At 36.9% G+C, this 22,510-nt stretch carries 27 protein-coding genes; 13 read left to right on the forward strand and 14 right to left on the reverse strand.

Annotated elements, in window-relative coordinates; translation table 11 throughout:
* Positions 1-52: 52 nt before the first annotated feature.
* Both SAY88_RS02000 and SAY88_RS02005 read right to left on the reverse strand, forming a co-directional pair.
* Positions 53-661, reverse strand: coding sequence for a polysaccharide deacetylase family protein (locus SAY88_RS02000; protein ID WP_332628871.1), 609 nt, complete (start codon positions 659-661; stop codon positions 53-55).
* Between the two features lie 32 nt (positions 662-693).
* On the reverse strand, positions 694-954 hold the full coding sequence (locus SAY88_RS02005; RefSeq protein ID WP_332628872.1) for a metal-sensitive transcriptional regulator: 261 nt from the start codon (positions 952-954) through the stop codon (positions 694-696).
* Positions 955-1,139: 185 nt separating this feature from the next.
* Between SAY88_RS02005 and SAY88_RS02010 the strand changes: the two genes are divergently transcribed.
* The 5 genes from SAY88_RS02010 to SAY88_RS02030 all read left to right on the forward strand — a co-directional run bounded on the left by SAY88_RS02010 (position 1,140) and on the right by SAY88_RS02030 (position 4,261).
* Complete coding sequence (locus SAY88_RS02010; RefSeq protein WP_332628874.1) at positions 1,140-2,369, forward strand: DNA polymerase IV; 1,230 nt, start codon at positions 1,140-1,142, stop codon at positions 2,367-2,369.
* Positions 2,366-2,707, forward strand: a complete 342-nt coding sequence (locus SAY88_RS02015; protein WP_332628876.1) for a YolD-like family protein — start codon at positions 2,366-2,368, stop codon at positions 2,705-2,707. Before SAY88_RS02010 ends, SAY88_RS02015 begins: the two co-directional genes overlap by 4 nt.
* An 84-nt stretch (positions 2,708-2,791) precedes the next feature.
* Positions 2,792-2,995 (forward strand): alpha/beta-type small acid-soluble spore protein, encoded by a 204-nt coding sequence (locus SAY88_RS02020; RefSeq protein ID WP_332628877.1) that lies wholly within the window; start codon positions 2,792-2,794, stop codon positions 2,993-2,995.
* 153 nt (positions 2,996-3,148) lie between these two features.
* A complete protein-coding gene (locus tag SAY88_RS02025; RefSeq protein ID WP_332628879.1) occupies positions 3,149-3,877 on the forward strand; it encodes a DUF421 domain-containing protein in 729 nt (242 codons plus the stop codon).
* A 21-nt stretch (positions 3,878-3,898) separates the two neighbouring features.
* Positions 3,899-4,261 (forward strand): DUF4363 family protein, encoded by a 363-nt coding sequence (locus SAY88_RS02030; protein ID WP_332628880.1) that lies wholly within the window; start codon positions 3,899-3,901, stop codon positions 4,259-4,261.
* 96 nt (positions 4,262-4,357) lie between these two features.
* Here the strand turns inward: SAY88_RS02030 and SAY88_RS02035 are convergent, their stop codons facing one another.
* Together SAY88_RS02035 and SAY88_RS02040 are read right to left on the reverse strand one after the other, a co-directional pair.
* Positions 4,358-4,867: a cupin domain-containing protein gene (locus tag SAY88_RS02035; protein ID WP_332628881.1), complete on the reverse strand. Its 510-nt coding sequence runs from the start codon at positions 4,865-4,867 to the stop codon at positions 4,358-4,360.
* A 168-nt stretch (positions 4,868-5,035) separates the two neighbouring features.
* Positions 5,036-5,860 carry an ABC transporter ATP-binding protein gene (locus SAY88_RS02040; RefSeq protein WP_332628883.1) on the reverse strand — a complete coding sequence of 275 codons (825 nt, stop codon included), beginning with the start codon at positions 5,858-5,860 and terminating at the stop codon, positions 5,036-5,038.
* A gap of 175 nt (positions 5,861-6,035) precedes the next feature.
* Between SAY88_RS02040 and SAY88_RS02045 the strand changes: the two genes are divergently transcribed.
* On the forward strand, positions 6,036-6,605 hold the full coding sequence (locus SAY88_RS02045; RefSeq protein WP_332628884.1) for an LOG family protein: 570 nt from the start codon (positions 6,036-6,038) through the stop codon (positions 6,603-6,605).
* Positions 6,606-6,655: 50 nt separating this feature from the next.
* Here the strand turns inward: SAY88_RS02045 and SAY88_RS02050 are convergent, their stop codons facing one another.
* The 5 genes from SAY88_RS02050 to SAY88_RS02070 all read right to left on the reverse strand — a co-directional run bounded on the left by SAY88_RS02050 (position 6,656) and on the right by SAY88_RS02070 (position 13,318).
* Positions 6,656-8,791, reverse strand: coding sequence for a peptidoglycan D,D-transpeptidase FtsI family protein (locus SAY88_RS02050; protein ID WP_332628885.1), 2,136 nt, complete (start codon positions 8,789-8,791; stop codon positions 6,656-6,658).
* A 208-nt stretch (positions 8,792-8,999) separates the two neighbouring features.
* On the reverse strand, positions 9,000-9,860 hold the full coding sequence (locus SAY88_RS02055) for a hypothetical protein (RefSeq protein WP_332628887.1): 861 nt from the start codon (positions 9,858-9,860) through the stop codon (positions 9,000-9,002).
* 679 nt (positions 9,861-10,539) lie between these two features.
* Positions 10,540-10,932, reverse strand: a complete 393-nt coding sequence (locus SAY88_RS02060) for a thiol-disulfide oxidoreductase DCC family protein (RefSeq protein ID WP_332628888.1) — start codon at positions 10,930-10,932, stop codon at positions 10,540-10,542.
* 170 nt (positions 10,933-11,102) lie between these two features.
* Positions 11,103-12,392 (reverse strand): glycoside hydrolase family 18 protein, encoded by a 1,290-nt coding sequence (locus tag SAY88_RS02065; RefSeq protein WP_332628889.1) that lies wholly within the window; start codon positions 12,390-12,392, stop codon positions 11,103-11,105.
* Between the two features lie 143 nt (positions 12,393-12,535).
* On the reverse strand, positions 12,536-13,318 hold the full coding sequence (locus SAY88_RS02070) for a Cof-type HAD-IIB family hydrolase (RefSeq protein WP_332628890.1): 783 nt from the start codon (positions 13,316-13,318) through the stop codon (positions 12,536-12,538).
* A gap of 214 nt (positions 13,319-13,532) precedes the next feature.
* Between SAY88_RS02070 and SAY88_RS02075 the strand changes: the two genes are divergently transcribed.
* A complete protein-coding gene (locus SAY88_RS02075) occupies positions 13,533-14,492 on the forward strand; it encodes a LacI family DNA-binding transcriptional regulator (RefSeq protein WP_332628892.1) in 960 nt (319 codons plus the stop codon).
* 7 nt (positions 14,493-14,499) lie between these two features.
* Here SAY88_RS02075 and SAY88_RS02080 read toward each other — a convergent pair whose 3' ends face one another.
* Both SAY88_RS02080 and SAY88_RS02085 read right to left on the reverse strand, forming a co-directional pair.
* Complete coding sequence (locus SAY88_RS02080) at positions 14,500-14,760, reverse strand: hypothetical protein (protein WP_332628894.1); 261 nt, start codon at positions 14,758-14,760, stop codon at positions 14,500-14,502.
* Between the two features lie 349 nt (positions 14,761-15,109).
* On the reverse strand, positions 15,110-15,739 hold the full coding sequence (locus tag SAY88_RS02085; protein ID WP_332628896.1) for an MOSC domain-containing protein: 630 nt from the start codon (positions 15,737-15,739) through the stop codon (positions 15,110-15,112).
* A 155-nt stretch (positions 15,740-15,894) separates the two neighbouring features.
* On the opposite strand from SAY88_RS02085, the gene SAY88_RS02090 reads away from it, so the two are divergent.
* A complete protein-coding gene (locus tag SAY88_RS02090) occupies positions 15,895-16,065 on the forward strand; it encodes a hypothetical protein (RefSeq protein WP_332628898.1) in 171 nt (56 codons plus the stop codon).
* Positions 16,066-16,137: 72 nt separating this feature from the next.
* Here the strand turns inward: SAY88_RS02090 and SAY88_RS02095 are convergent, their stop codons facing one another.
* Positions 16,138-17,193 (reverse strand): iron-containing alcohol dehydrogenase family protein, encoded by a 1,056-nt coding sequence (locus tag SAY88_RS02095; RefSeq protein ID WP_332628899.1) that lies wholly within the window; start codon positions 17,191-17,193, stop codon positions 16,138-16,140.
* 177 nt (positions 17,194-17,370) lie between these two features.
* On the opposite strand from SAY88_RS02095, the gene SAY88_RS02100 reads away from it, so the two are divergent.
* Together SAY88_RS02100 and SAY88_RS02105 are read left to right on the forward strand one after the other, a co-directional pair.
* Positions 17,371-18,189: a Cof-type HAD-IIB family hydrolase gene (locus tag SAY88_RS02100; protein ID WP_332628901.1), complete on the forward strand. Its 819-nt coding sequence runs from the start codon at positions 17,371-17,373 to the stop codon at positions 18,187-18,189.
* 154 nt (positions 18,190-18,343) lie between these two features.
* On the forward strand, positions 18,344-18,481 hold the full coding sequence (locus SAY88_RS02105; RefSeq protein WP_332628903.1) for a hypothetical protein: 138 nt from the start codon (positions 18,344-18,346) through the stop codon (positions 18,479-18,481).
* 274 nt (positions 18,482-18,755) lie between these two features.
* Here SAY88_RS02105 and SAY88_RS02110 read toward each other — a convergent pair whose 3' ends face one another.
* Both SAY88_RS02110 and SAY88_RS02115 read right to left on the reverse strand, forming a co-directional pair.
* A complete protein-coding gene (locus tag SAY88_RS02110) occupies positions 18,756-19,511 on the reverse strand; it encodes an exodeoxyribonuclease III (RefSeq protein ID WP_332628904.1) in 756 nt (251 codons plus the stop codon).
* Between the two features lie 132 nt (positions 19,512-19,643).
* Entirely contained in the window at positions 19,644-20,015 is a 372-nt protein-coding gene (locus SAY88_RS02115; RefSeq protein WP_332628905.1) for a hypothetical protein, read from the reverse strand.
* Between the two features lie 164 nt (positions 20,016-20,179).
* On the opposite strand from SAY88_RS02115, the gene SAY88_RS02120 reads away from it, so the two are divergent.
* From SAY88_RS02120 to SAY88_RS02130, 3 genes are all read left to right on the forward strand, one after another.
* Positions 20,180-21,046: a dimethylarginine dimethylaminohydrolase family protein gene (locus SAY88_RS02120; protein WP_332628906.1), complete on the forward strand. Its 867-nt coding sequence runs from the start codon at positions 20,180-20,182 to the stop codon at positions 21,044-21,046.
* Between the two features lie 151 nt (positions 21,047-21,197).
* Positions 21,198-22,112 carry an MBL fold metallo-hydrolase gene (locus SAY88_RS02125; RefSeq protein ID WP_332628908.1) on the forward strand — a complete coding sequence of 305 codons (915 nt, stop codon included), beginning with the start codon at positions 21,198-21,200 and terminating at the stop codon, positions 22,110-22,112.
* Positions 22,113-22,320: 208 nt separating this feature from the next.
* Positions 22,321-22,506: a hypothetical protein gene (locus tag SAY88_RS02130; RefSeq protein ID WP_332628910.1), complete on the forward strand. Its 186-nt coding sequence runs from the start codon at positions 22,321-22,323 to the stop codon at positions 22,504-22,506.
* The last annotated feature ends 4 nt before the right edge of the window (positions 22,507-22,510 follow it).

A 22,510-nucleotide genomic window follows, 5' to 3' on the forward strand; every position in this document is an offset into this window, starting at 1 on the left:
CTTTTTTTAGTCCCCTCTTCCGCTTAAAACGATTGGTTCGCTTGTTCGAGAGTCACAGCGTAGAAAAATGGTACCCTTTCTTTTTTAGCTTTTGAATAAGTTTTGGCAAAATTAAAAGTGTTTGCTCCAGTTCATGTAGAAGAATGATCGAACCATCTTGAACATGACCGACCACGTTTTCTATAATTTGATTAGGATCTTGTTTTAAATTCCAATCAAAGGATGAAATATCCCACATAACCGTCTGTAGTTGTAAATGCTCCGCGATCTTCAATGTATCTCGATTGTACTGTCCAAAAGGAGGTCTAAAATACTTGACGGTCTGCCCTGTGATGGTTTTGATTGCTTCTTTACTCGTTTGTATTTCATGCATTTGCTTAGCAAAACTCAACTTAGTCAGATTCGGGTGACGATGGGTATGAGCACCGATTAGATGACCATCATTAAGTACACGCTTCCATGGCCTATTATGGTGGAGCAATCTAGTTTGCCAAAAAAAGACTGCATTCACTCCCTCTTTTTCTAAAGTGTCTAGAAATTGGGGTAAGTATCTACTCGGGCCATCATCAAATGTTAAGACGATTCCTGTTTTATTACACTTTGTCATATTTGATAAGACACTTGCTTCTTTTGAGTTGTACACAACCTCGGTAGTAACCACTCATGGACTTTTTTGCATTGTTACACTTCCTTTTATCTACTTTTTACTAACAAATTAACCGCTTCTTGAATCATTTCTTCCGTATCTTCGCCTTTGTTTATTTGTTCACGTACACACTGCTCTAGGTTCGTGCTCACAACAAGTCCAATTGTTCGATCTAGTGCATTTCTTGCAGCAGACATTTGAGCTACAAGATCTTTGCAATCCTTTTCCTCTTCCATCATACGAATTAATGCCTTCACTTGTCCTTCTACACGCTTTATTCTATTTTTCATTTGATCATTATATTTCATTTTACTTCCCCTTTCTAAAATACACCGAAACTAATCCTACACCATCATATCCTACGTTCCTTCACACTTTCAACTTCTGCTAACCTTCATTATACACTTGGCACAAAATGTATGTTGAATACCGAACGTACTTTCGCATATAATGATAACACAAACATTCGTTCTTAATTCGGAGCGTGAATTCAATGAAAACAATCTTTCTTGTTGATATGCAATCTTTTTATGCATCTATTGAAAAAGCAAGATACCCTCATTTAAAGGACAAACCGCTCGTTGTATCTGGAGACCCGAAACGGCGTTCGGGAGTTATTTTAGCCGCCTGTCCTCTAGCAAAGAAAAGCGGCATCAAAAATGGCGAACGCTTATGGGAAGCTGCGCAAAAATGTCTTGATTTAGTTGTAGTCCCTCCAAAAATGCAAGACTACATTACGATCTCTGTTGAGATTACAAATATTTTAGAGCAGTATACCGATTTAGTAGAGCCTTTTTCCATTGATGAACAATTCATCGATGTAACCGGCAGTCACACGCTTTTTGGTCCTCCTCTTGAAATAGCTAAGAAGATTCAACAACAAATTTGGGAGAAAACAAAGGTCCGAGCGCGTATTGGAATCGGAGAAAATAAAATGTTAGCTAAAATGGCTTGTGATCATTTTTCTAAGAAAAACAAATCCGGTATCTTTTGGTTAAAAAAAGAAGAATTAGAAAAAACATTATGGCCCCTGCCCGTTGAGAAGATGTTTGGAGTTGGGGGTCGAATGGCGGGTCACTTACGGAATATGGGAATTCGTACAATTGGTCAATTAGCGGCTGTTCCCTTAAAACGTCTACAGGACAAGTGGGGGATTAATGGGCATGTTCTTTCTATGACAGCTAACGGCGAGGACTTTTCCCCTGTCACAACCTCTTCTCACGACGGACAAAAAGCGATCGGCCATGGCATGACCCTTCCACGTGACTACATAGGACTTGCTGAAATACGCGTTGTCTTACTTGAGCTCTGTGAAGAAGTTTGTATGAGAGCGCGAAAATCAAACGTGATGGGGCAAACCGTAACCGTTAGTGTCAGCGGAGCTAGCTATGAAATACGAAGCGGCTTTCATCGTCAAGCAACTTTATATGAGCCAACGAACTACGTAATGGATATCTTTCGTGTTGCTGAAAAGATCTTTCTTAAATTTTGGGACGGAAATCCGATTCGAAGACTGGCTGTTAGCTTAACAAAACTTTGTCGTGATGATGAGCTACAACTTAGCCTATTTGATACAGGAAGAGATAAAAAGGCCGATCTAGGCTACGTGATGGACGGAATAAAAGAGAAATATGGCACAACAGCTCTCATTCGAGCTTCTTCTTTGACAAAGGCTGGTCAGGCTTTTGAACGTGCCAAAAAGATAGGAGGACATTATAAATGAACGAGCAGCATTTACACCGTGGAAACCTTCTTTGGGAAAGCAGTAGAATGTTTTTACCTGAGCATAAAGAAGCTCTCCTTGAGCGGCGAATGGAACTAAATAAAGTCGCAAAGCCCGAATTAGACGAACAAGAGTTAGAAGAAATCGGCATTATTGTGACCGACTCACTCAAACATGAGCTCGATGTTCAAATCACCTACTGGCAAGATGGAATGTTTTATGAACTTATAGGAATTGTCGATCGTATTGACTGGCATTGTAAGAAAATAAAAGTAAAAGCTGGAGATGAACCAACTTACATTGCGATTGATTGCTTAAAATCAGTCGTCCGACTATAACTGGTAAGCATTGCTGTTCTTATTTCGTATCACACACTTAGAAACTCACATACTAGAACCATACTAACGAAAGAGGTGATAATCATGGCAAGCAACAACAATTCAAATCAACTACTAGTCCCTGGAGTCGAACAAATGTTCGATAACATGAAGTGCGAGATTGCACAAGAATTTGGTGTTCAACTTGGCGCTGATGCAACCTCACATGCTAACGGTTCAGTTGGCGGGGAAATTACAAAACGTCTTGTTCAAATGGCCGAGCAACAACTAAGCGGTTCACAACTCTAACGTATAATCAATACCCTTAAGCCCACACATTCTTCCTAGCAGCTAGAACCTTACAACGGTCTAGCTGCATTTTCTATTACCTACCTATCCGCTTACATAAATTCGGTATAAATGGGACATAATTACACTCATACTGATAAACGGAGGACACCAATGAATGAGACACTTGTCGTAATCATAAGATCAGTTATCACTTTTTTTACCCTCCTCGTTTATGCAAGGTTGATAGGAAAACAGCAAATTGGAAACTTAACGATGTTTGATTATATAAACGGAATTACAATTGGCTCCATTGCTGGAACGATGGCTACCGATACTTCATCAAAAATGTTAAATCACTGGCTAGCCTTAACGATCTTTATTGTTTTTACTCTCCTTCTTCAAATTACCGACATTAAAAATCGTTATTTATCAAAAGTGATTGATGGCGAACCTGTAACCGTCATAGAAGATGGAAAGATTTTAGAAAACAATTTAATGAAGTCACGCTTAACAAAAGATGAACTAATGGTACAGCTCCGCAGCAAAAATATCTTTGACCTTACTGAAGTGGAAATCGCTCTTTTAGAACCTGATGGAACGTTAAGCACGCTAAGAAAATCAGAATTTCAATTTGTACAGAAAAAAGATTTAAACATCCAAGTAAGTAGAGCTAAATTAACAACAGAAATCATCGTCGATGGACTTTTACTTCCGCAAAATTTACAACAGCGCAAGAAGGATCTTGCTTGGGTCCAAACACAACTAGACAGAAAAGGAATCAAAGATTTAAAACAACTCTCCTATGCAGCCATCTTACCGAACGACACACTCTATGTAGATTTATTTGATGATCACACAACAAAAACAAATGATATTAGTGATTATAAAGGACCTTACTAATAGCAAAAAGGAGCATCACTCTTGCGAAAAACACTCTTATACGCTGTCCCGATAACATTTATCCTAGTAAGTTTAACTTTAATGATTAGTGGAGGTTGGCTGAAAGAGCCAATGGGAGATCAAGATGAGCTCTTAAAATCCGTTCAAAACATTGAACAGCATGTAAAAAGAAATGAGTGGCAAGAAGCAAAGCGCGAACATACATATACAAAAAAAGCCTGGACCATTGTCTCAAAACGTATTCAATACAGTGTAGGTAAAGAGTCCCTGTCCGACGTAAGCCAAATTCTCTCTCGCATGGAAGGAGCGATAGAGGCAAATGATGCTAATGTCACCTTAGTAGAAGCATATTCTTTTTACGAGCTTTGGGAAAACCTCGGCTAATATATTAAAAAAGACAAAAAACCCGAAAAAGATATCACACCTTTTCGGGTGGACGAATCGTCCATAAGTTCAATTCCCCCAAACTAATTACTATCCTTAGTCCATATCAGGTAATGTTACATAAGCTAGTTTCTTAATAATCTCTTCATGTTGTGGGTATGTTTCGAGAAGATTTTTTTGTGTAAAAAGTTCGAAGTCTTCATATTCAAACCCCGGCGATACCATACAACCGACAAGAGAAAAAGCTCCCTCTTCCTCTTGTGACAGGGATGAACCAAAGATTGCATTTTTCGGTACTAACACTTGAGGTACTTCCCCTTTTTCAAGATCTAAACCTAAACGAGCTTCCTCGTATTCTCCATTTTCATGAATAATATGTACGGATAACGAATTCCCTGCATGGAAATACCACAATTCATCCGACTGTAAACGGTGAAAATGCGAAACATCACCGGTTCGTAATAAAAAGTAAATACTCGTATAAAGCATTCTTTCTTTTCCAGGCACTTCTTCCGTAGAACGGAACGATCTCTTAAAAAATCCGCCTTCAGGATGAGCCTCCAGCTCAAGATACTTAATCCAATCTTCTGCCTGATAGTTTTTCATACTAAACCCTCATTTCTAATAGTCACTATACCAAGTAAACCAAATGCACGGAAAAGAATCAACAAAAGAACAAACCTCATTAAATTGTAAAAAAGACGATTTTAGTTACCTGTAAGCAATGCGCGGAGGCGTAAATGCTTAATTACGGTACTAAAAAAGGGCGTTTTTCTACTTCTGGTCATCCGTTTCTGTTTGCTTTGATTGAATACTCACCCATAAGCGCTCTTCCTCCCACTTCAATCTCAAGGGAAGTTGAAACGTTTTTTCCAAGTTTTCTTCAGTTAGTGTCGATTGCTTTTCTCCTTTTGCAACAATTGATCCGTTATTAATTAATAATGCATGTGAAATGGCAGGAACGACTTCCTCAATATGATGTGTCACATAAAGAAGAGTTGGTCCTCCTTTTGTTTCAGCTAACGATTGAATCGTCTCTAGAAGTTGTTCACGTGAGAATATGTCCAATCCATTACATGGCTCATCTAAAATAAGTATTTTTGGTTTTGCCATTAAAGCTCGGGCGATAATGACTCGTCTTTTTTCTCCTTGTGAAAGACTCGAAAACCTTTGCCACGATAATTGTTCAATCTTTAATTCTTGTAGCAATAGTATAGCCTCTGAAACATCCTCACTAGTAATTTCATCATAAATTCCAATGGAAGCATGCTTTCCACTTAGGACAACTTCAAGGGCCGTATCACTCCCCCTTGCAGCATAACGGTCATCAATAGAGGCGCTGATCCAGCCGATCGATTTGCGAAGCTCTGGAATATTAGCCTGTCCAAATTTTAGATCAAGTACATGAATCTCCCCTTTTGATGCCCACTGATATCCCATTAACAACTGTAAGATTGATGTTTTCCCTGAACCGTTTAATCCTAAAATGACCCAATGCTCATTAGGAGTGACATTCCATGAAATATTATGTAAAATTGGTTTTCCTTCTCTTTGCCACGAAACATTCTTTAAAGAAACTACGACTTGTTCTGTCATCATTTTCCTCCTTCCCATATAAATATATTGTATAGTGTTCAACTATTTATGTCACTTTCCCCCAAACTGAATTTTATAAAATTTTAAAAAATTCATAAGTTCCTCTGGCATAATTTACAAATCACTTTCTTTCTATTACTATTTTTATGTATAAACTGAAAAGAATGGTGGGATGTTGATGTTTAAAAATATATGTGTATTTTGTGGATCAAGCTTCGGAACGAGACCAGGCTATGTCGAGGACGTACATACATTTGCCCAAGCTCTTGTTACTAGAAACATAAACCTCGTATATGGTGGCGGGAACCATGGTCTAATGGGGGAACTAGCACGCTATGTTCTCGAAAGAAAAGGGGAAGTAGTCGGTGTGATTCCTAAAAAAATACACGAGAACGTTCAGCATATTGAGCTGACGGACTTAATTATTGTGGACGATATGCATCAACGGAAAGCAAAAATGTATGAACTAGCTGATGGTTTTATCGCCTTACCCGGAGGTATCGGTACCATTGAAGAATTGGCAGAATCATTAACGTGGCAACAAATTGGTTATCACCAAAAACCAATCGGCATTCTAAATCCAAATGGCTTCTATGATAAATTGCTTTCGTTACTAGAGCATATGACCAACGAAGGGTTTCTAAAAGCTAATTTTCTTGAAAACATTATTATCTCTGATTGTCCAGAGGAGCTCTTACAAAAAATGGAGAACTTTAAACCAGCTTACGTAAGTAAATGGGATACATAACAAGGCTGTCTCAAGGGAAATATCCCTTTGAGACAGCCTCTTTCCGTATCTTAGTCAATATTCACTTCTTCTAGTAGTGGTTCATCAATTGGTTTTGCTCCATTTCGATTTTCTTTTAGTTCAAAGTAAGCCTCCAGTGCCAACTTCGAAATTTCTTGAGCAATTCCTTGGCGACCACCATTGCTACCAAGCTTAACATCTGGTACGACAACGGCAAATGCAATTTCTGGGTTATTAAACGGTGCATATCCGACTAATGATTGAGTGTTGCCATCAACGACTCGGCGATGATCACCTTGACCAACAGCAACTTTCACTTGAGCGGTACCCGTCTTACCAGCAGGTTGATACGAAGCATTCGCAAAATTCCCCCGAGCTGTTCCTCGTGTCATCACATCACGAAGCCCTTGCTGAACACGACTAATATGAGCATCACTCATCTCGATTCGATTGAGGATCGTTGGTTCAAACTTTTGAATAACCGCTCCTTGCTCATTTTGGTTCGTAGAAGGTTCACGTATTTCTCTTACAAGCCGAGGCTCCATTCTGTACCCATCATTTGCAATCGTAGCAATATACTGGGCTAATTGAAGAGTCGTATAGTTGTCATATTGTCCAATCATCAAGTCGAGAAGATTCCCCCCACTCTCACTCCCTCCAGTCAAACCTGATGAATAAGAAGGAAGGTCGATCCCCGTTTCTGAGCCTAACCCAAATTGACTAAAGTTATTTCGAACCTCTTGATAGGCACGTTCAATCGTACCACCAGACCCTGTCGACCAACCACAACTTGTGTTTGGAGCTGTATAATAACAATTAGCCATTCTCATTCCAATTTCAAACATATAAACATTGGATGATTGCTCAAGTGCGCGTCGGTCATCAATCCATCCAAACCCACTTGTGTTCCAGGAACGTTTTGGGGGTGTATTCGGTAAATAAATAGGTCTGTCATTAAAGCGTGTTCCTGGAGAAGCGACCCCTGCATGGAAGCCCGTTAAAACTGACGCTGCCTTTACAGATGACCCCATTTCAAATGCTTTATTTATATTACCATCATGATCAGCATAGCTATTTCGGTCACTAACTGCCTGATCCCAGAACCCTGCCATAGCTAAAATGTCACCCGTACGCGGATCCATTAATACAGCATAAGCTGATCGATCTAAAATGAATGAGTTTCCAGATTTTCGAATCTCCTCATCAATAATGTCTTCAAGCCTTTGTTGAAGCTCCATATCTAAGGTGAGGACAAGATCATTTCCACGCTGACCTAATCGCTCATTCACTGTTCTATCAATCGTTCGCGTACCTTCTCGTTTTGTAACGCTTTCCACTATCGCTTTTTGCCCCCGTAACACTTCTTCATATTGAGCCTCTAAGAAGCTCGTTCCTACGATATCCGAGCGCTCGTACCCACGCGATAAATAATAATCGACTCTTTCACTTGGTATTTGATTTGTTCGTCCAAATAAACTTTGAAAGGAATCCCCATAAGGATAGGACCTGCTTGAATGCCTTGCGATATCAATCCCTGGTAGTCTATCTAAATTTTCACTTATAAGATGTGCTTCCTCATCCGTTATTCGCTGCTTGATTCTTTGTGGCGAATTAGCATATCCTCTGGCCATTTCACGATAAATTGCTGCAACTTGTAATTCTTGATCAGAGAGGCTATCAATTTGTTCATCGGTAATCCGCTCAATCTCAAGATGATACTCTGCAGAGGGACCATCAAGCTCCCGTCTTTCTTCTCGAGTCACAAGCTCATAACGCTCATCCTCTGACATATTCAATAAAATGTAATCCCTTTTGTCTCTTGGCGTTACTCGATCCGTCTCGACTTCAATGAATGGCTCCAAATCTTGAGCAATGTCAAGCATTGTTTGCGCCCTTGTTGTTCTAGAAGGATTTGTGTATGTAACGGATAATTCCAATTGATTGTCGACAACAACATGACCGAAACGATCATACATCACTCCTCTCGGTGCATCGTGTCGTTCTGTTGCATTTGTAGTTGAAGCCAGTTCACTAACAAATGTTTCTCCTTCAACTATTTGAACAAAGCCTAAACGCAATATCAATGCGGAAAACAAGAGAAACACGACAAAAAAGAGGACATTTAATCGAAATGAGAGATGATTCCTTTTCTTTTGCCTATGTTTTAGTTTGTTCTTTTTCTTCATAACCCTCTCACCTCTCCACCTACTTTTAGCCCCGTAAAAAAGAAGCAAAAAAAAGTTTTATATGGAATAAATCTCTAAACTTATATGACTAAATACTATTTTAACATATTTACCCATAAAAATAAGGATTTTTCCAATAATTTAGTAATACACTTTGTTAAAGAATCTATATTCATAGAATCATAGTAGAAACGTAAAAAAGAAGTAGCTAGTTATTGAACTGTTCGTTCTCCCTAACCACTTCTTGACTATTAACCAATCGCTTATAGAAACTTGATAAAAGAACCATTAACAAATGAAACCACATAAGCAGATAATGACTCTCTTTGTTTGACTTCAAAACCTGGAGACGTTTTAAAATCAAATGAAAACTAATTGAAAAAGCCAACAACTTACATTTAGAAATCCAATCGCCTACCTTTACTGTTTTTGTAGCAACAATCGCATATACAAATGAATACAAAGGTGCAATAAGAAAATGCTCGTACCATGTATGCACTTTTCCAATTCCAAACCTAAACTTTCTTAACAAAACTAACAGAAAAAATAAATTGACTGAAGTGACCAAATTCATATTAAAAAGTGAAGCCGATAAAACAACCGGGGTCCCTTTTTTGATATGCTTGTACCAAATATCACTTAAGTAAAAATGAACAGGAATAGCCAAACCAGTAAAAATAGGATTCCACCATTTTAGTTTATAAATTTTCATCCTCAAGAAAAGGGACTCCACGAAAACAAAGTATAAATTAACAAATAGCTTTGTTCTCCACTTTACCTCAAATGCAGTCAGAAACAAGGAAGTAAAAGGGATAAAAATAGCTTGCGATAAAAGAGCACCAAAAACATTGTCCAAATATCTGTTTTTCAAAAACATTGGTTTATACTTATATGCTTGAAACACATTGAGAACAAGATACTCAAAAAAGTAAGCAAATGAAATATTAGATAACAGAGCGATAAACAAGTTTTTTCGATCTTTTTTCATAATAAAAGTAACCAATAGCAACGTACTGTGAATGACAAATAATAAACCAAATGCCAGTCTATTTGGATTTTTGTTAATCATTATCACGACTCTTCTCTTCTAGTTGTAGTAATATAGTGTGCCACTTTTTTAAGTTGTTATGTAGACTACACCCCACCTCAACATGTATTCAATCTCCTACTTTTAATAAAGCATTCTTTCTTCTTGTTCGGTATGGCGTGACACTTTTCATCCATTTTAGCAGTGCACCTTCATAAAAACCTTTACTTAAAGGTGGTTTAAAAATCAAAAGAACACAAATGACAGACGCAACAGATGCATTGATAATCACTAGCGGTTTTTTTGTTAATAAATAGCTAAACAAATACATTTTTATATACACGCATATAGAACAAAAGATCGTCCACCGGCAATGAAATGTAATCAATTGTATCTTATGGAAAAGAAATAACTTTATGGATGCTGAAATCGCAATCCATTTCACAATATGAATGAATTGATTATACAGGCGACTAGGGAACTCAGATTAAATAGAGAAGAATGACATGAGGCATAATAAAAAAATGTACAGCGCCCTAAGATATTTGACTTTTACAAATGGAGATTTAAACTCCCAAAGCAGAAAATGTTTAAAAAGATAATAATAAAGTGAATTAAAGAACATGACATAAAGCACACTTGGGAAAAACTGTTTAATATTTGAATACGTTTTCCTTCTTACATTCAACAAAAAAACAACTAGCGACAGTTTGACTTGCCGTCAATCTAAAAACCTTTTGCGTTCATCTAATGGCAGTAGCATACAACTTTCATTTCTTCCAAACCTATAACGATTCTTCGCAACGAAATGATACAAACTATCCCTGATAGGCGTCGGTATAAACAAAAAAAGTGAAAACAAGCTCCAAGGCCATCTTAACTTCCTGCAAATCTTTAGAGCTGCAGATGACTTGATAAAATAAGTTTGTTGATCTACTAAAACCAAACTATTTAGGTTGGAGTCTATCCCGTATTGTTCCATCATTTTTTTACCTGTTGTACTTTGCTGTGAAGCAAATGTAAATATTGCTTTTGGATCTCTTTTTATAATAAATTGAACACTCTTATTACAAACGTTACATTCACCATCAAATAGAATAATTTGATTCATCATATCGCACCTGCCTTTCCTATACATACATTTTACCATAGCCGCTTCTTTTAAGATTTCCCATACACTGAATGTCCACATTTTATATAAAAAATGAGAAACAAAATAAGGTGGCTCACCTTAATATAAGCCACCCTACATGGTCAGACATTATGCTTTACAATACATTCCATCTACACTCGTTTATTCACTGTAAAATTAGCATCAATCAACAACCAATTTTGTGGGAACTCCCATCCTAACACCCAATAATAGAAGCCGCGTAATCCAAATTCTTTCACCAGATCGAATTTCGCTTGCATGCTTCTTGCGTCTTCAAACCATACTTCATGCTCTTGACCTTCATCATCAACATAATTGAAGAAAGGAGACTGCGCAACTGTATCATACTCAATAATAGCGTTATGCTCTGCTGCAAGACGGATTGCTTCCTGGTGATCGATCGCACGTGCTCTTGTAACACCTTCTACAAAAGGCAAGGTCCAGTCATACCCATATAATGGAATACCCATCATAATTTTATCATTTGGCATTACGGAAGCCGCATATTCGATAACTCTTCTAACTTCATTTAATGGTGCTACTGCCATGGGAGGTCCGCCAGTCCAGCCCCATTCATAGGTCATAAGGAAAACAAAATCGGCAATTTCTCCATGCGCAGCATAATCATGTCCTTCATATAATACACCTGGCATACCAGGCTCAACTTGAGGTGCTAATGCACTAGAGAGAAAATAGCCTCGCTCATCTAGTCTAACTCTCGCTTTTCTCATTAAATCGTTATATTGTTCTCTGTTTTGTGCACCTAAGTACTCAAGATCAAAATCTAAACCTAAATACCCCTTTTCATCCATTATTGCAATCGATTCGTCAAGCAAACGATTTTGTAGCTCTTCACTTTGCAAAACAGTAGTGACAAGCTCCGTATCAAAAGCACCATTTTCAAGATTTGTAATAACCATTAACGGTACGACTTGATTTTCCAAAGCCGTATTTATTATTGCTTGATCATCAATTGGTGTCAGTGTCCCATCAGCATTCAATTCATAACTAAAAATTTGTACATACGTTAAATATTGGCCAACTTCATCTACGTACTGTGGAGATTCCTCACCCGTAATTCCTAAATCAACATACGCTCCAACATCTACAGCTGGCTTTTGACGGTAATCACTTGGGATATACAACCTAAACCAAGTTGGAATATTATTTGGATATTCAATATTGTTAAAACTTACAATTTCTTCAACTGGTACTTGAAAACGTTCGCTAATAGATGATAAAGTTTCCCCCTCTTCAACCCAATAAACACGACCGCCTACTGGAATGACAAGCGCTTGACCAATAACTAATTGATCGGGGTTAGGCAATTGATTTGCATCGGCAATCGTTTGAAAATCCACCCCGTACATTTGAGCAATGCTCCATAACGACTCACCAGCGGAGACAACATGTATTTCCACTATCTCGTCCTCCTAATCTATACATTTATTCCCTTACAACCTTATTCAAAAAACTAGAACAAGGTGCCTGGCTCATCATATTTTGTTAACAACCATAAAAAAAGCTGCTGAAACAAATGGTTTCTACAGCTTTTAGAAATGAACTATTTTAATAAACCTACGAGCTTTAGACCATGCAGAATTCCATCTTCATCTACATCATTCGTTACATACCTTGCTGCTTCTTTTGCTCTATCATGTGCATTCCCCATTGCTACACTATTAGTAATTTGACTAAGCATTTCGATATCATTTAATCCATCTCCGAACGCATACTGATTTTCCTTCGCGATCCCTAGCTCTCTAGTAATTTTTTCAATGCCAATTGCTTTTGAACCACCAGCTGGGATCACATCCACCGAAAGTGGATGCCAACGTATAAAATCAAACTTCTTGTACTGTTCCTCATAGATGGCTTCCTCTTTGTCTTTTAAAAATAATAACGATTGATAGATCTCTCTCTCTTGGTGATAGAGAGGATCATGGCTAGGAAAATGACCGATTTTAAGAGAGTCGATACTTTCTACAATATAATCATGATGCGCAACGTTTGCTTTCATATCCTCGTGATCCATATAAACAATTGGATGATTGTTTGAAACAGCTAGTTCTGTCAATGCATGCAGTGCTTGTTGATCCAATGGATTTTTATATAATACACGACCATTTAAAACAACATATTGCCCATTATAGCTAACAAATGTATCGATTTCTAATTCCTCACGTAAATCTGCAAACATAAAAGGGGCACGTCCAGTAGCAATTGCTACCTCATGTCCTTTTTCTTTTAAATTTCCGATCGCTTTTTTTGCCGTTACAGGCAATTTCTTATCATGATCTAACAACGTTCCATCAATATCAAAAAATACAATGCTCTTTCCTGCCATTACTATACTCCAGCTCCTAACTTCTACTAATTTTTTTTATCTCTTTTCATGATACACGTAAATAAAACTTATTTCATGTTTTAAATGGTACATGATGAAACGCGTTTCATAACAAGCAAAGAAAACGACATGCTTATTGTTGACATGAAATGCGTTTCATCGTCTAAAATAAATTCAAGTAATATATTCATTAGAGCAAGTGAAGGTGAGAAAAATGGCAAATATAAAAGATATTGCTAAAATGGCGAATGTATCGATTACAACTGTATCACGCGTTTTAAATAATCACCCTTACGTGAGTCTGAAAAAAAGAGAAGCAGTATGGCAAGCAATGAAAGAAAGCAATTATCAAAAAAATTTAAATGCTGTTCACTTAAGTACGGGGAAAACACATTTAATAGGAGTCGTTCTTCCTTTTTCAAATCACCCCTATTTCGGCTTATTGTTAGAAGGAATAGCCACCGAGGCTGTAAAAAATAATTATAAACTCGTTTTGTTTCAAACAAATTATGAGGAAACGCGAGAGGTCGAAGCATTAGATATGTTAAAGCATAAGCAAATTGATGCACTTATTGTCTGTTCAAGAATTTGCTCTTGGTCAACGATAAAAGACTATGCGGGCTATGGACCGATTGTATTTTGTGAGGATACACGAGAGCAGCCTTTTTCCGCTACGTTTGTCGACCATTACAAAAGCTTTCAAACGGCATTACATTACTTAGCCGACAAGGGACATAAAAAAATTGGTTATTGCATTGGCCGTAGTAGCGGCGCAAATAGTACAAACAGAGCACTAGCATACAAAGACTTTTTAACAAAAAGAAAATTGCCATTTCATCCTGAATATATTTTTAAACAATGCTTGCATTTAGAAGATGGAGAAAACGTCGTGTCAAAAATTACAAACATGAAAGAACCTCCCACAGCACTTCTAGTAACAAGTGATCAAGTAGCCGCAGGTATAGCTGCATCTAGTCTAGCAAACAAGATTTCCATACCACAAGAAATAGCAATAATAGGTTTTGATAACCAACCTATCTCAAAAGTTATGGGGATTACAACAATGGAAATTCCATTAGTGGAAATCGGCAGGAATCTTTTTTCTCAGTCTGTTCAGAATCACATTTCCTATAAAGAAATGGATGTTACTTTAATTGAAAGAAATACCGTTTAACGTTTCACTACTCTTGACGTAAAGAAAACAATTCACTCTCATAGTTAAATTGGGATTCATTCTTCCATTTAATAAAAAAAAGCAACTCCTCTTCTTTATCGTAATACCCGCAACTATTGCATTCATATTGATACACTTGATCATTATTAATATCCTCGACATCTATCCACCCTCCTCCGTAATGAGGGTGGACGTCATATTCAACTTGTTTAACCTGCTTATTTTCTTTGTATTTAATGAAAATAGAATAGCTTCCTTCAGGATTCAATACTTACGTGCCATTTGTCAGTCTCTCCGGAATAGGTCACTGCCGGAACTCGTAGAAATAACTGATATAGCAAAATCAACAGTATAAGGGTAGACATGATCAAAAGTTTATTATTGACATTTTTACCATTCTTCACCTCTTAAACTATTTGATGTACAAGTATGAAGCATTATGCTTGCTTTTGCAGAATTTAGTTATTCAAAAAATACGGTACGTGAAATCATAATGTTAATAGTTAAAAACCGTTAGCAGAGTAAACTCTTCTACTAACGGCAAATAGTAATCTATGAAGTTGTCACCTAATCCTGCCTTGTATCGTCCTTGCTATGTACAAGTAATTAATTAAATGCTAAAGTGATTCTTTCCACGCATCCGAAAGCTCCCTTAATTCGAGCAATCTGTGGATGGCTTCTTTATTTTTCTTATCATGATATGTTACTTTATTTACAAACTCTATGCTACTATCAGTTTTACGTTCTAATAAGATAAGTGAATCATTAACAGAAATGTTTCCTTCTTGTAACACTCGTAAGTAAAAACCAGAATAACCTGTTTCCTGAATATATAAAGGAAACTTTTTTACTCCATGGCGCTTGGCAACTTTAAAGCAAGGTCTTCTCGGCTGGCTTACTTGAACGACGGCATCTCCCCATTGAAATGTATCACCGATGAACACATCTGCCTCAGTTAGTCCACGCAACGTAATATTTTCTCCAAATGCTCCAATCGGAAGTGATAATCCTAGTTTTTCGTTCCAGTAATGATAATGTTCATATGGATAAACGCAGACTGCTTTATCTGAGCCACCATGATTGACCAAATCTGCTTGCTCGTCCCCTTCAATTTGAGTTACAGATAAATGAAGTACTTGTTCGTTTACTGATTGCTTATGAATCGCAGACAAAACTTCCTTTTCCCCATAAGCAGCAATATTTTTGGAATTACCTATATTTAATGAAACAATGGTACCTTTAATCACAGTTTGAAACCTCCATCTCTTCCTTTATCAAACTATTCTTTCTGCACTTGGCCTTTAAATCCTTCCATGCTCTCTCAAATAAAAAGGTAAATTATTACGTATAAAAGATTTTCCTAAGGTAAATATTGTAATAAATCTTGCGAGGAGGTTACGATATGGAAGTCAATATGAGTGCCGAACAGGTCATTACAGAAATTCAACAATTAAGTGCAGCTGGTGAAAGTCTTAATAAGAAAAAAGTAAAAAAATCACACCCTGAACTCATGAGAAGTGCTCTGCACTATTTTCCTAATTGGGACAATGCCATTGAAAGAAGTACAATGTAAGTAATTAGGCTTCCACAAATGCCTGTTCAAGCTTCATTTCTACATATCAAACAGGCATTTGTTGAGCCACAATTATTTAAATAGGTCGACGAGGATGGCGTCCTTCTCTAAAAGCTCTATAGCTTGATCACGGTATTGCTTTTCATGCAAGTATGTAAAACGATTCGGCTTAATGGTTGGGGCTAATTCTATTGCCTGTATAAACTCTTCTTTTTGTAGTGATAACGTGGAGACAAAGGAAAAGAACCCTGTGCGTTCGAAGACTTTTGTCACTCGTTCTGCACGGTGGTTTTGAACTTTGGCCATAATATACGTAGCAACCCCTACTTGAATTCCATGCATTTGTGGTTGTTTGGCAATTTTATCTAATGAATGAGAGATTAGATGTTCTGAACCACTTATTGGTGAGCTATTACCGCTAATAACCGTCGCAATTCCCCCCATTGTCATCGAACTAACTAACTCTTTCAAGAATATCGTAGCCTTTATATCATCCATAGGAGTTCGTACGAAACTATTTACTGCCTTCTTACTGATCATAGAAGCAAATGCATTGACTGTACTGACTCCTTTTTGCTGTTCATATTTCCAGTCATACAGTGCAGTAATGTTAGACATAAGGTCTCCAATACCTGCAAATATAAATCGTTCTGGCGCTTGTCGTAATATCGTTAGGTCAACAATCACTCCAAAAGGAACTTTGGCAGGAACAGACGTTTTCTTACCATTTACAAAAATCGAGCAATTGCTACTAGCAAAGCCATCATTTGATGCTGAAGTCGGCATACTTATAAAAGGAAGTTTCCTTACGTAAGAAATATATTTCCCGTAATCGACAACAGCTCCTCCCCCAATTGAGATGATCGCATCATAATCTCCCAATTCAAACGCTTTCGTAACAAGATTATGAATATCCATCATACTTGGCAACTTTATCATCATTGCATTTTTTTTATCGAAAAATGGTTGAATTTTATTGCTAATAAAAGAATAAGAAAATTCATCAAACAAGATGACCACACGCTCTATTCCATGACTTTTTACTATCGTATGTATGTTAGTGAGCACTCCTTCTCCAATTTCTAAAATGGTCGGAATCGAAATAGTCGTTAGTAGATTTTCGTTCATACCAAAAACCTCCCTTTCAAAATACTAGCCCTCATTGTAGAAGCAAACTAAAAAATCATCATACTTTTGTTATTTTAAAACGCTTTCACTAAACTAATGATGGAATGGGACTAGTCTCCCTCCTTTTTTTCATTTATAGTTAGTTTATAGTCTCTTACTAAAGAAAGGAATTAAAACATGACATACAAAATGATTGTTCTTGATTTAGATGACACATTGCTTCGTGACGACCACACTATTTCTGAGCGAACAAAGAAGGCACTAATGACTGCGCAGCAACAGGGCGTAAAAGTCGTTCTCGCTTCTGGGCGCCCAACTTTTGGGATGAATGCTATTGCGGAAGAATTGCAATTAAAAGAGTACGGAAGCTTTATTCTCTCTTTTAATGGAGCAAAAATTATCAATTGTAAAACAAAAGAAGAACAGTATAGTAGTACACTTCCTCCTGATGTTGCTCATCGTCTATACGAGCTAAGTCAAAAAGAAGGTGTCTATATCCATACATATATTGGAGATGAAATCGTTACAGAATTGGAAAATCGGTATACGACAAGAGAAGGTGAAATAACAGGGTTACCCGTAAAAAAAATTGATAACTTTATTGAAGGCGTCAATGAACCTGTCGTAAAAGTATTAATGTGTGAAGACCCTGATAAGCTCGTAAAAGTCGAACAAAAGTTAAAAGAAGAATTTGCAGGTACTTTAAGTATTATGCGTTCGAAACCTTATTTCTTAGAATTCCTGGAAGAAGGCGTGACTAAAGGCTCTAGTTTAGATTCCCTCATTCAATCACTTGGTATTAAACAAGAAGAGGTCATAGCTATGGGAGATAGTTATAATGACTTAGCAATGATTGAATTTGCTGGCCTTGGCGTTGCCATGGGAAATGCACCTGATGACATTAAACAAATGGCAGATTATGTCACAGATACGAATATGAATGATGGCGTTGCTAAAGTCGTAGAAAAGTTTATTTTAGCAAAAGCTTCTGTCTAAATCATAGATCCTAAAGAGTATACACCCTTTTTAGGATCTTTTTTCTACTCTTAAATAAAAAAACCTTCCTAATTTACAAATTTGGTAAAAAATTACTTGGTTTGATACATACTAACCCCTACATATCAAAATAATTAGGAAGTAGGCTATGTAAGTGAAAAATCATGCATTACGTTATCCTAAAGGGGTAGTTTCTCCTTTCTCAATTAGTTTAGTTTCCATTCGGAATCCTAACTTAGCAATGTGGTGGGGAGCTGCCTTCCCAGGATTGCCTCAAGATTGCCATGTGTAAATATATTTCTGGAGTCATTCTTATTGCATGGGAATTTATTATTAATACATATTCAAATCTGAATGTTGCGATTATATATTCCTTCAATGGAAGATTCGCATTGGCCCAACAAGTTCTAGACACTAGATGGTTTCTTCTATATATCCCTTTATATATTTGGTATTTGGGATGGAAGGCGCGTTGTAATGGATGTAAATAAACATGCTCTTTTAGCTGATATGACTGGTTCGGTTGCAACAGTTAATTTCAAAATGTTGCTGGACTTCTCTTTATTTTAGATCGTTAACTCTACTTTAACCGGACAGTGATCACTCCCTAACACTTCTGAATGGATTTCTGCCTCTTTTATAAATTCTTTTAGTCGATCAGAAACAATAAAATAATCAATACGCCAACCAATATTTCTTTCTCGAACTTTATTCATGTAAGACCACCATGTATAGCAATCTTCCTTATTTGGATAAAGATAGCGGAACGTGTCTACAAAACCCGATTGAAGTAGCGTTGACATTTTCGCTCTCTCTTCAGGTGTAAAACCTGAGTTTTTTTGATTGGACTTATGGTTTTTTAGGTCGATCTCTTGATGAGCAACATTTAAATCTCCACAAAGAACGATTGGTTTTATTGTATCAAGTTCTTTCAAGTACGCACGAATCCGCTCTTCCCACTCAAGTCGATATTCAAGACGCGACAAGTCTCTTTTTGAATTAGGTGTATAAACATTCACCAGATAAAATGAATCAAACTCTAAAGTGATGACTCTGCCTTCATTTTCTTTAAAGTCATCCCCTAATCCAAACTGGACAGATAATGGTTTCACTTTTGAAAAAATAGCTGTACCTGAATAACCTTTTCTTTCAGCTGAATTCCAGTATTGATCATATCCATCAAGCTGTAATTGAATTTGCTCCGGCTGACACTTTGTTTCTTGCAAACAAAATATATCTGCATTCACTTTATGAAAATAATCTAAAAAACCTTTATTCACACAGGCGCGTATTCCATTGACATTCCAAGAAATAAGTTTCATATTTTCAAAGTTTCTCCTTGTTATTTTTCTTAAAAACTAATCTTACTATAAGTTGTTATTGAGCGTAAAGAAATATAGTGAGTAAAAGTGAAGGTACTAAAAAGGGTTGGGGTACCCTTTTTAGTACCTTCTTCACTTATTCTCTTTAATTACTTCAACTATGGTGTCCTGTTCGTCGTGATTGTTTAGTTCATGATCATCTAATAATTTATTTATAGATATGGACTGTTTGAACAGTTCTTCTAGATAACCTTCAGACATCATTGGGATCATTTTATCTTGGATAAACGCTGTTCCCTTTTTCACCGAGTTAACTCCACTTTCAGCAAGCTCTTCCGGTGCCATATCAAATAAAACAACTGCCCCTATTGCCACTACGAGCAAAATAACAGCAAATTTAAATAGCGTTTTTAATAAGGAAATAAGCAAAAAAACAACAATCACAACACCAATTAAAAATAACCATGTCTGTTGTGCTTCAACAAACTCAATTAGCTGCTCCACATTTCCTCCTTTATGACTGCTACGTGTATTTGTCTCTATTTCCCATTATGAACCAAATGACTATGTTTAAACATGTTCAAATCATTAAAAATAGACCTTATGTTTCTGCCAACATTGGGAATGCTATCATTGATAAAGTCTGATAAACAACTGGGGGATCATAAATGTCTATTTTCTCTAAGCAACAACGAAAGCCGTTTGCAAGAAGTGAATATGATGTATTAAAACAAGTCATTTTATGCAAACCAGAATATATGACGATTCGCGATGTTATCAATGAAACACAAAAGAAATTTAAAGATGAAGGAATCCATATTGAACTAGCAATGGCTCAACATAAGAAATTTGTGAAAACACTTGAGGACCATGGGATTGATGTTGTTTTATTACCTGCTTTAAAAATGTTTCCTGAGCAAGTATTTACACGCGATATCGGATTTACCTTTGGGCATATCTTGTTTGTTGCCGAAATGGCTCATAAGATTAGACAAGGCGAAGAAGAAGTATTACGTGGTTGGATTAAACAGGAGCGAATGTCTTATTTTAATTTAATTGGTGATATGATTGAAGGTGGAGATGTTATTGTTGACGGAGAATCGATCTACGTCGGTTTAAGCAATCGTACGAATCAAAATGCGATTGATCACCTACAAAGTATTTTGCCTCACTACGAGGTTGTGCCTGTTCCTTTTACAGAAAAGTATTTACATTTGGACTGTGTATTTAATATTGTATCTCCTAAAGAAGCACTTATTTACCCTGGCGCTTTAACAGCGAAAGAAATTGACTTCCTTGCTTCTCGATTTGATTTAATTGAAGTCACGGAAGAAGAACAATTTACACTAGGAACCAACGTCTTATCGATTGGCAACAAAAAAATCTTTAGTTTGCCAGTGAATACAAAAGTAAATGAGCAGTTACGAGCACGTGGTTTTGAAGTGATTGAAGTCGATATTACCGAAATCATCAAATCTGGAGGATCTTTCCGCTGCTGCACTCTTCCTGTTTTAAGAGAAGGAGATAACCATTAAGCAATGTGCGGAGTCGTTACATCTTTTATAAGCCTTGAGTTGATTTCTCCTCTCAAGGCGAGTAGCGACCAGAGCCATTGCTATTTCTGTTTCTTGGCTTTTTGAGACAGCTCCTTCATCACCTCTACAATTAAACAAGGAGTGATCTGTTTTGAAGAGACCGTTTCAAAATTTAGATAATATCGATAAAAATAAGATAAATCTTCGAAAGTTGTATCATTATTTTCAAATTCGTAATAAAGGCAAGGATTTAAAAAGCCGTATCCCCGTAGAAGAGAATACGAATATTCACTATCTCCAACAAAACCGCTCCCATATGACGTATACATGGATTGGTCACTCTACCTTCCTCATACAATGTCATGGACTCAATATTTTAACAGATCCTGTCTTTTCTAAACGGATGGGAACGGAAAGAAGATTGGTTCCATTAGGTATCGAACTTGAAAAGTTACCAGAAATAGATATCGTAGTCATCTCCCATGCGCATTTTGATCATCTTGAATTTTCATCAATTAAAAGACTTAAAGGAAATCCTCATTTGTTTGTACCCTGTGGTTTAAAGAAACTATTTAACCTAAGGAAAATCACGTCCGTTAGTGAAGCCAACTGGTGGAATTCATTCAAGTATAAAGATATCAAGCTCCATTTCGTTCCCGCTCAACATTGGAGCCGAAGAAATCTCTTTGATAAAAATCGTGCACATTGGGGAGGGTGGATCATTCAATCTGATCAACATACCTTTTATTTTGCTGGAGATACTGGTTATTTTCGTGGGTTTTATGATATTGGGAATCGCTTTACGATTGATACGGCTTTTATGCCAATAGGCGATTATGAGCCGGAATGGATGTCAGGATTGCAACATATGAACCCAGAACAGGCGGTACAAGCATTTTTAGACCTTGGTGCAAAAGCGTTTGTGCCGATGCATTACGGGACTTACCGACTATCAATGGATACGGGACCTGAAGCGTTAGAAAGACTGCATGCAGAATGGTCCAGCAGAAACACACCCGACAAAAAGTTAAACACTTTGAAAATAGGAGAGACAATCTTATTGTAGAATGAGCCTCTAAAAAAAATGGCAATAGCCAGCTTGCTTTCAATGCGAAACAGACTGGCTCTTTATAATTTCTATTACTTCCTTTTAACCTACTGCTTGTATTTCGTCACCTCCTACTTTTCGGTTCTAAATTCCGCCTTTTTTCGTAGAAATATTATCGATATTTCTGCATATAATATATAGGTTTACTATAGAAGGGAGAATACAGATGGATTTATCAGAAAAACAATTTTCTCGCTTAAGCAAAAAGTCACTAAAGCACCTTGAGAAACTGCAGCACAAATATTCAGAGGAATTTGGAGATTTCATTTCAAAAGCGGAGCTTATGTCGATTATCGTAAGGTATCAACGTGAAAGAACGAAACATACTCATAACCAAGAAAAGAAAGAGTGAACTA

This window comes from Halalkalibacter flavus, from assembly GCF_036663575.1.
Taxonomy (GTDB): Bacteria; Bacillota; Bacilli; order Bacillales; family Bacillaceae_D; genus Halalkalibacter; species Halalkalibacter flavus.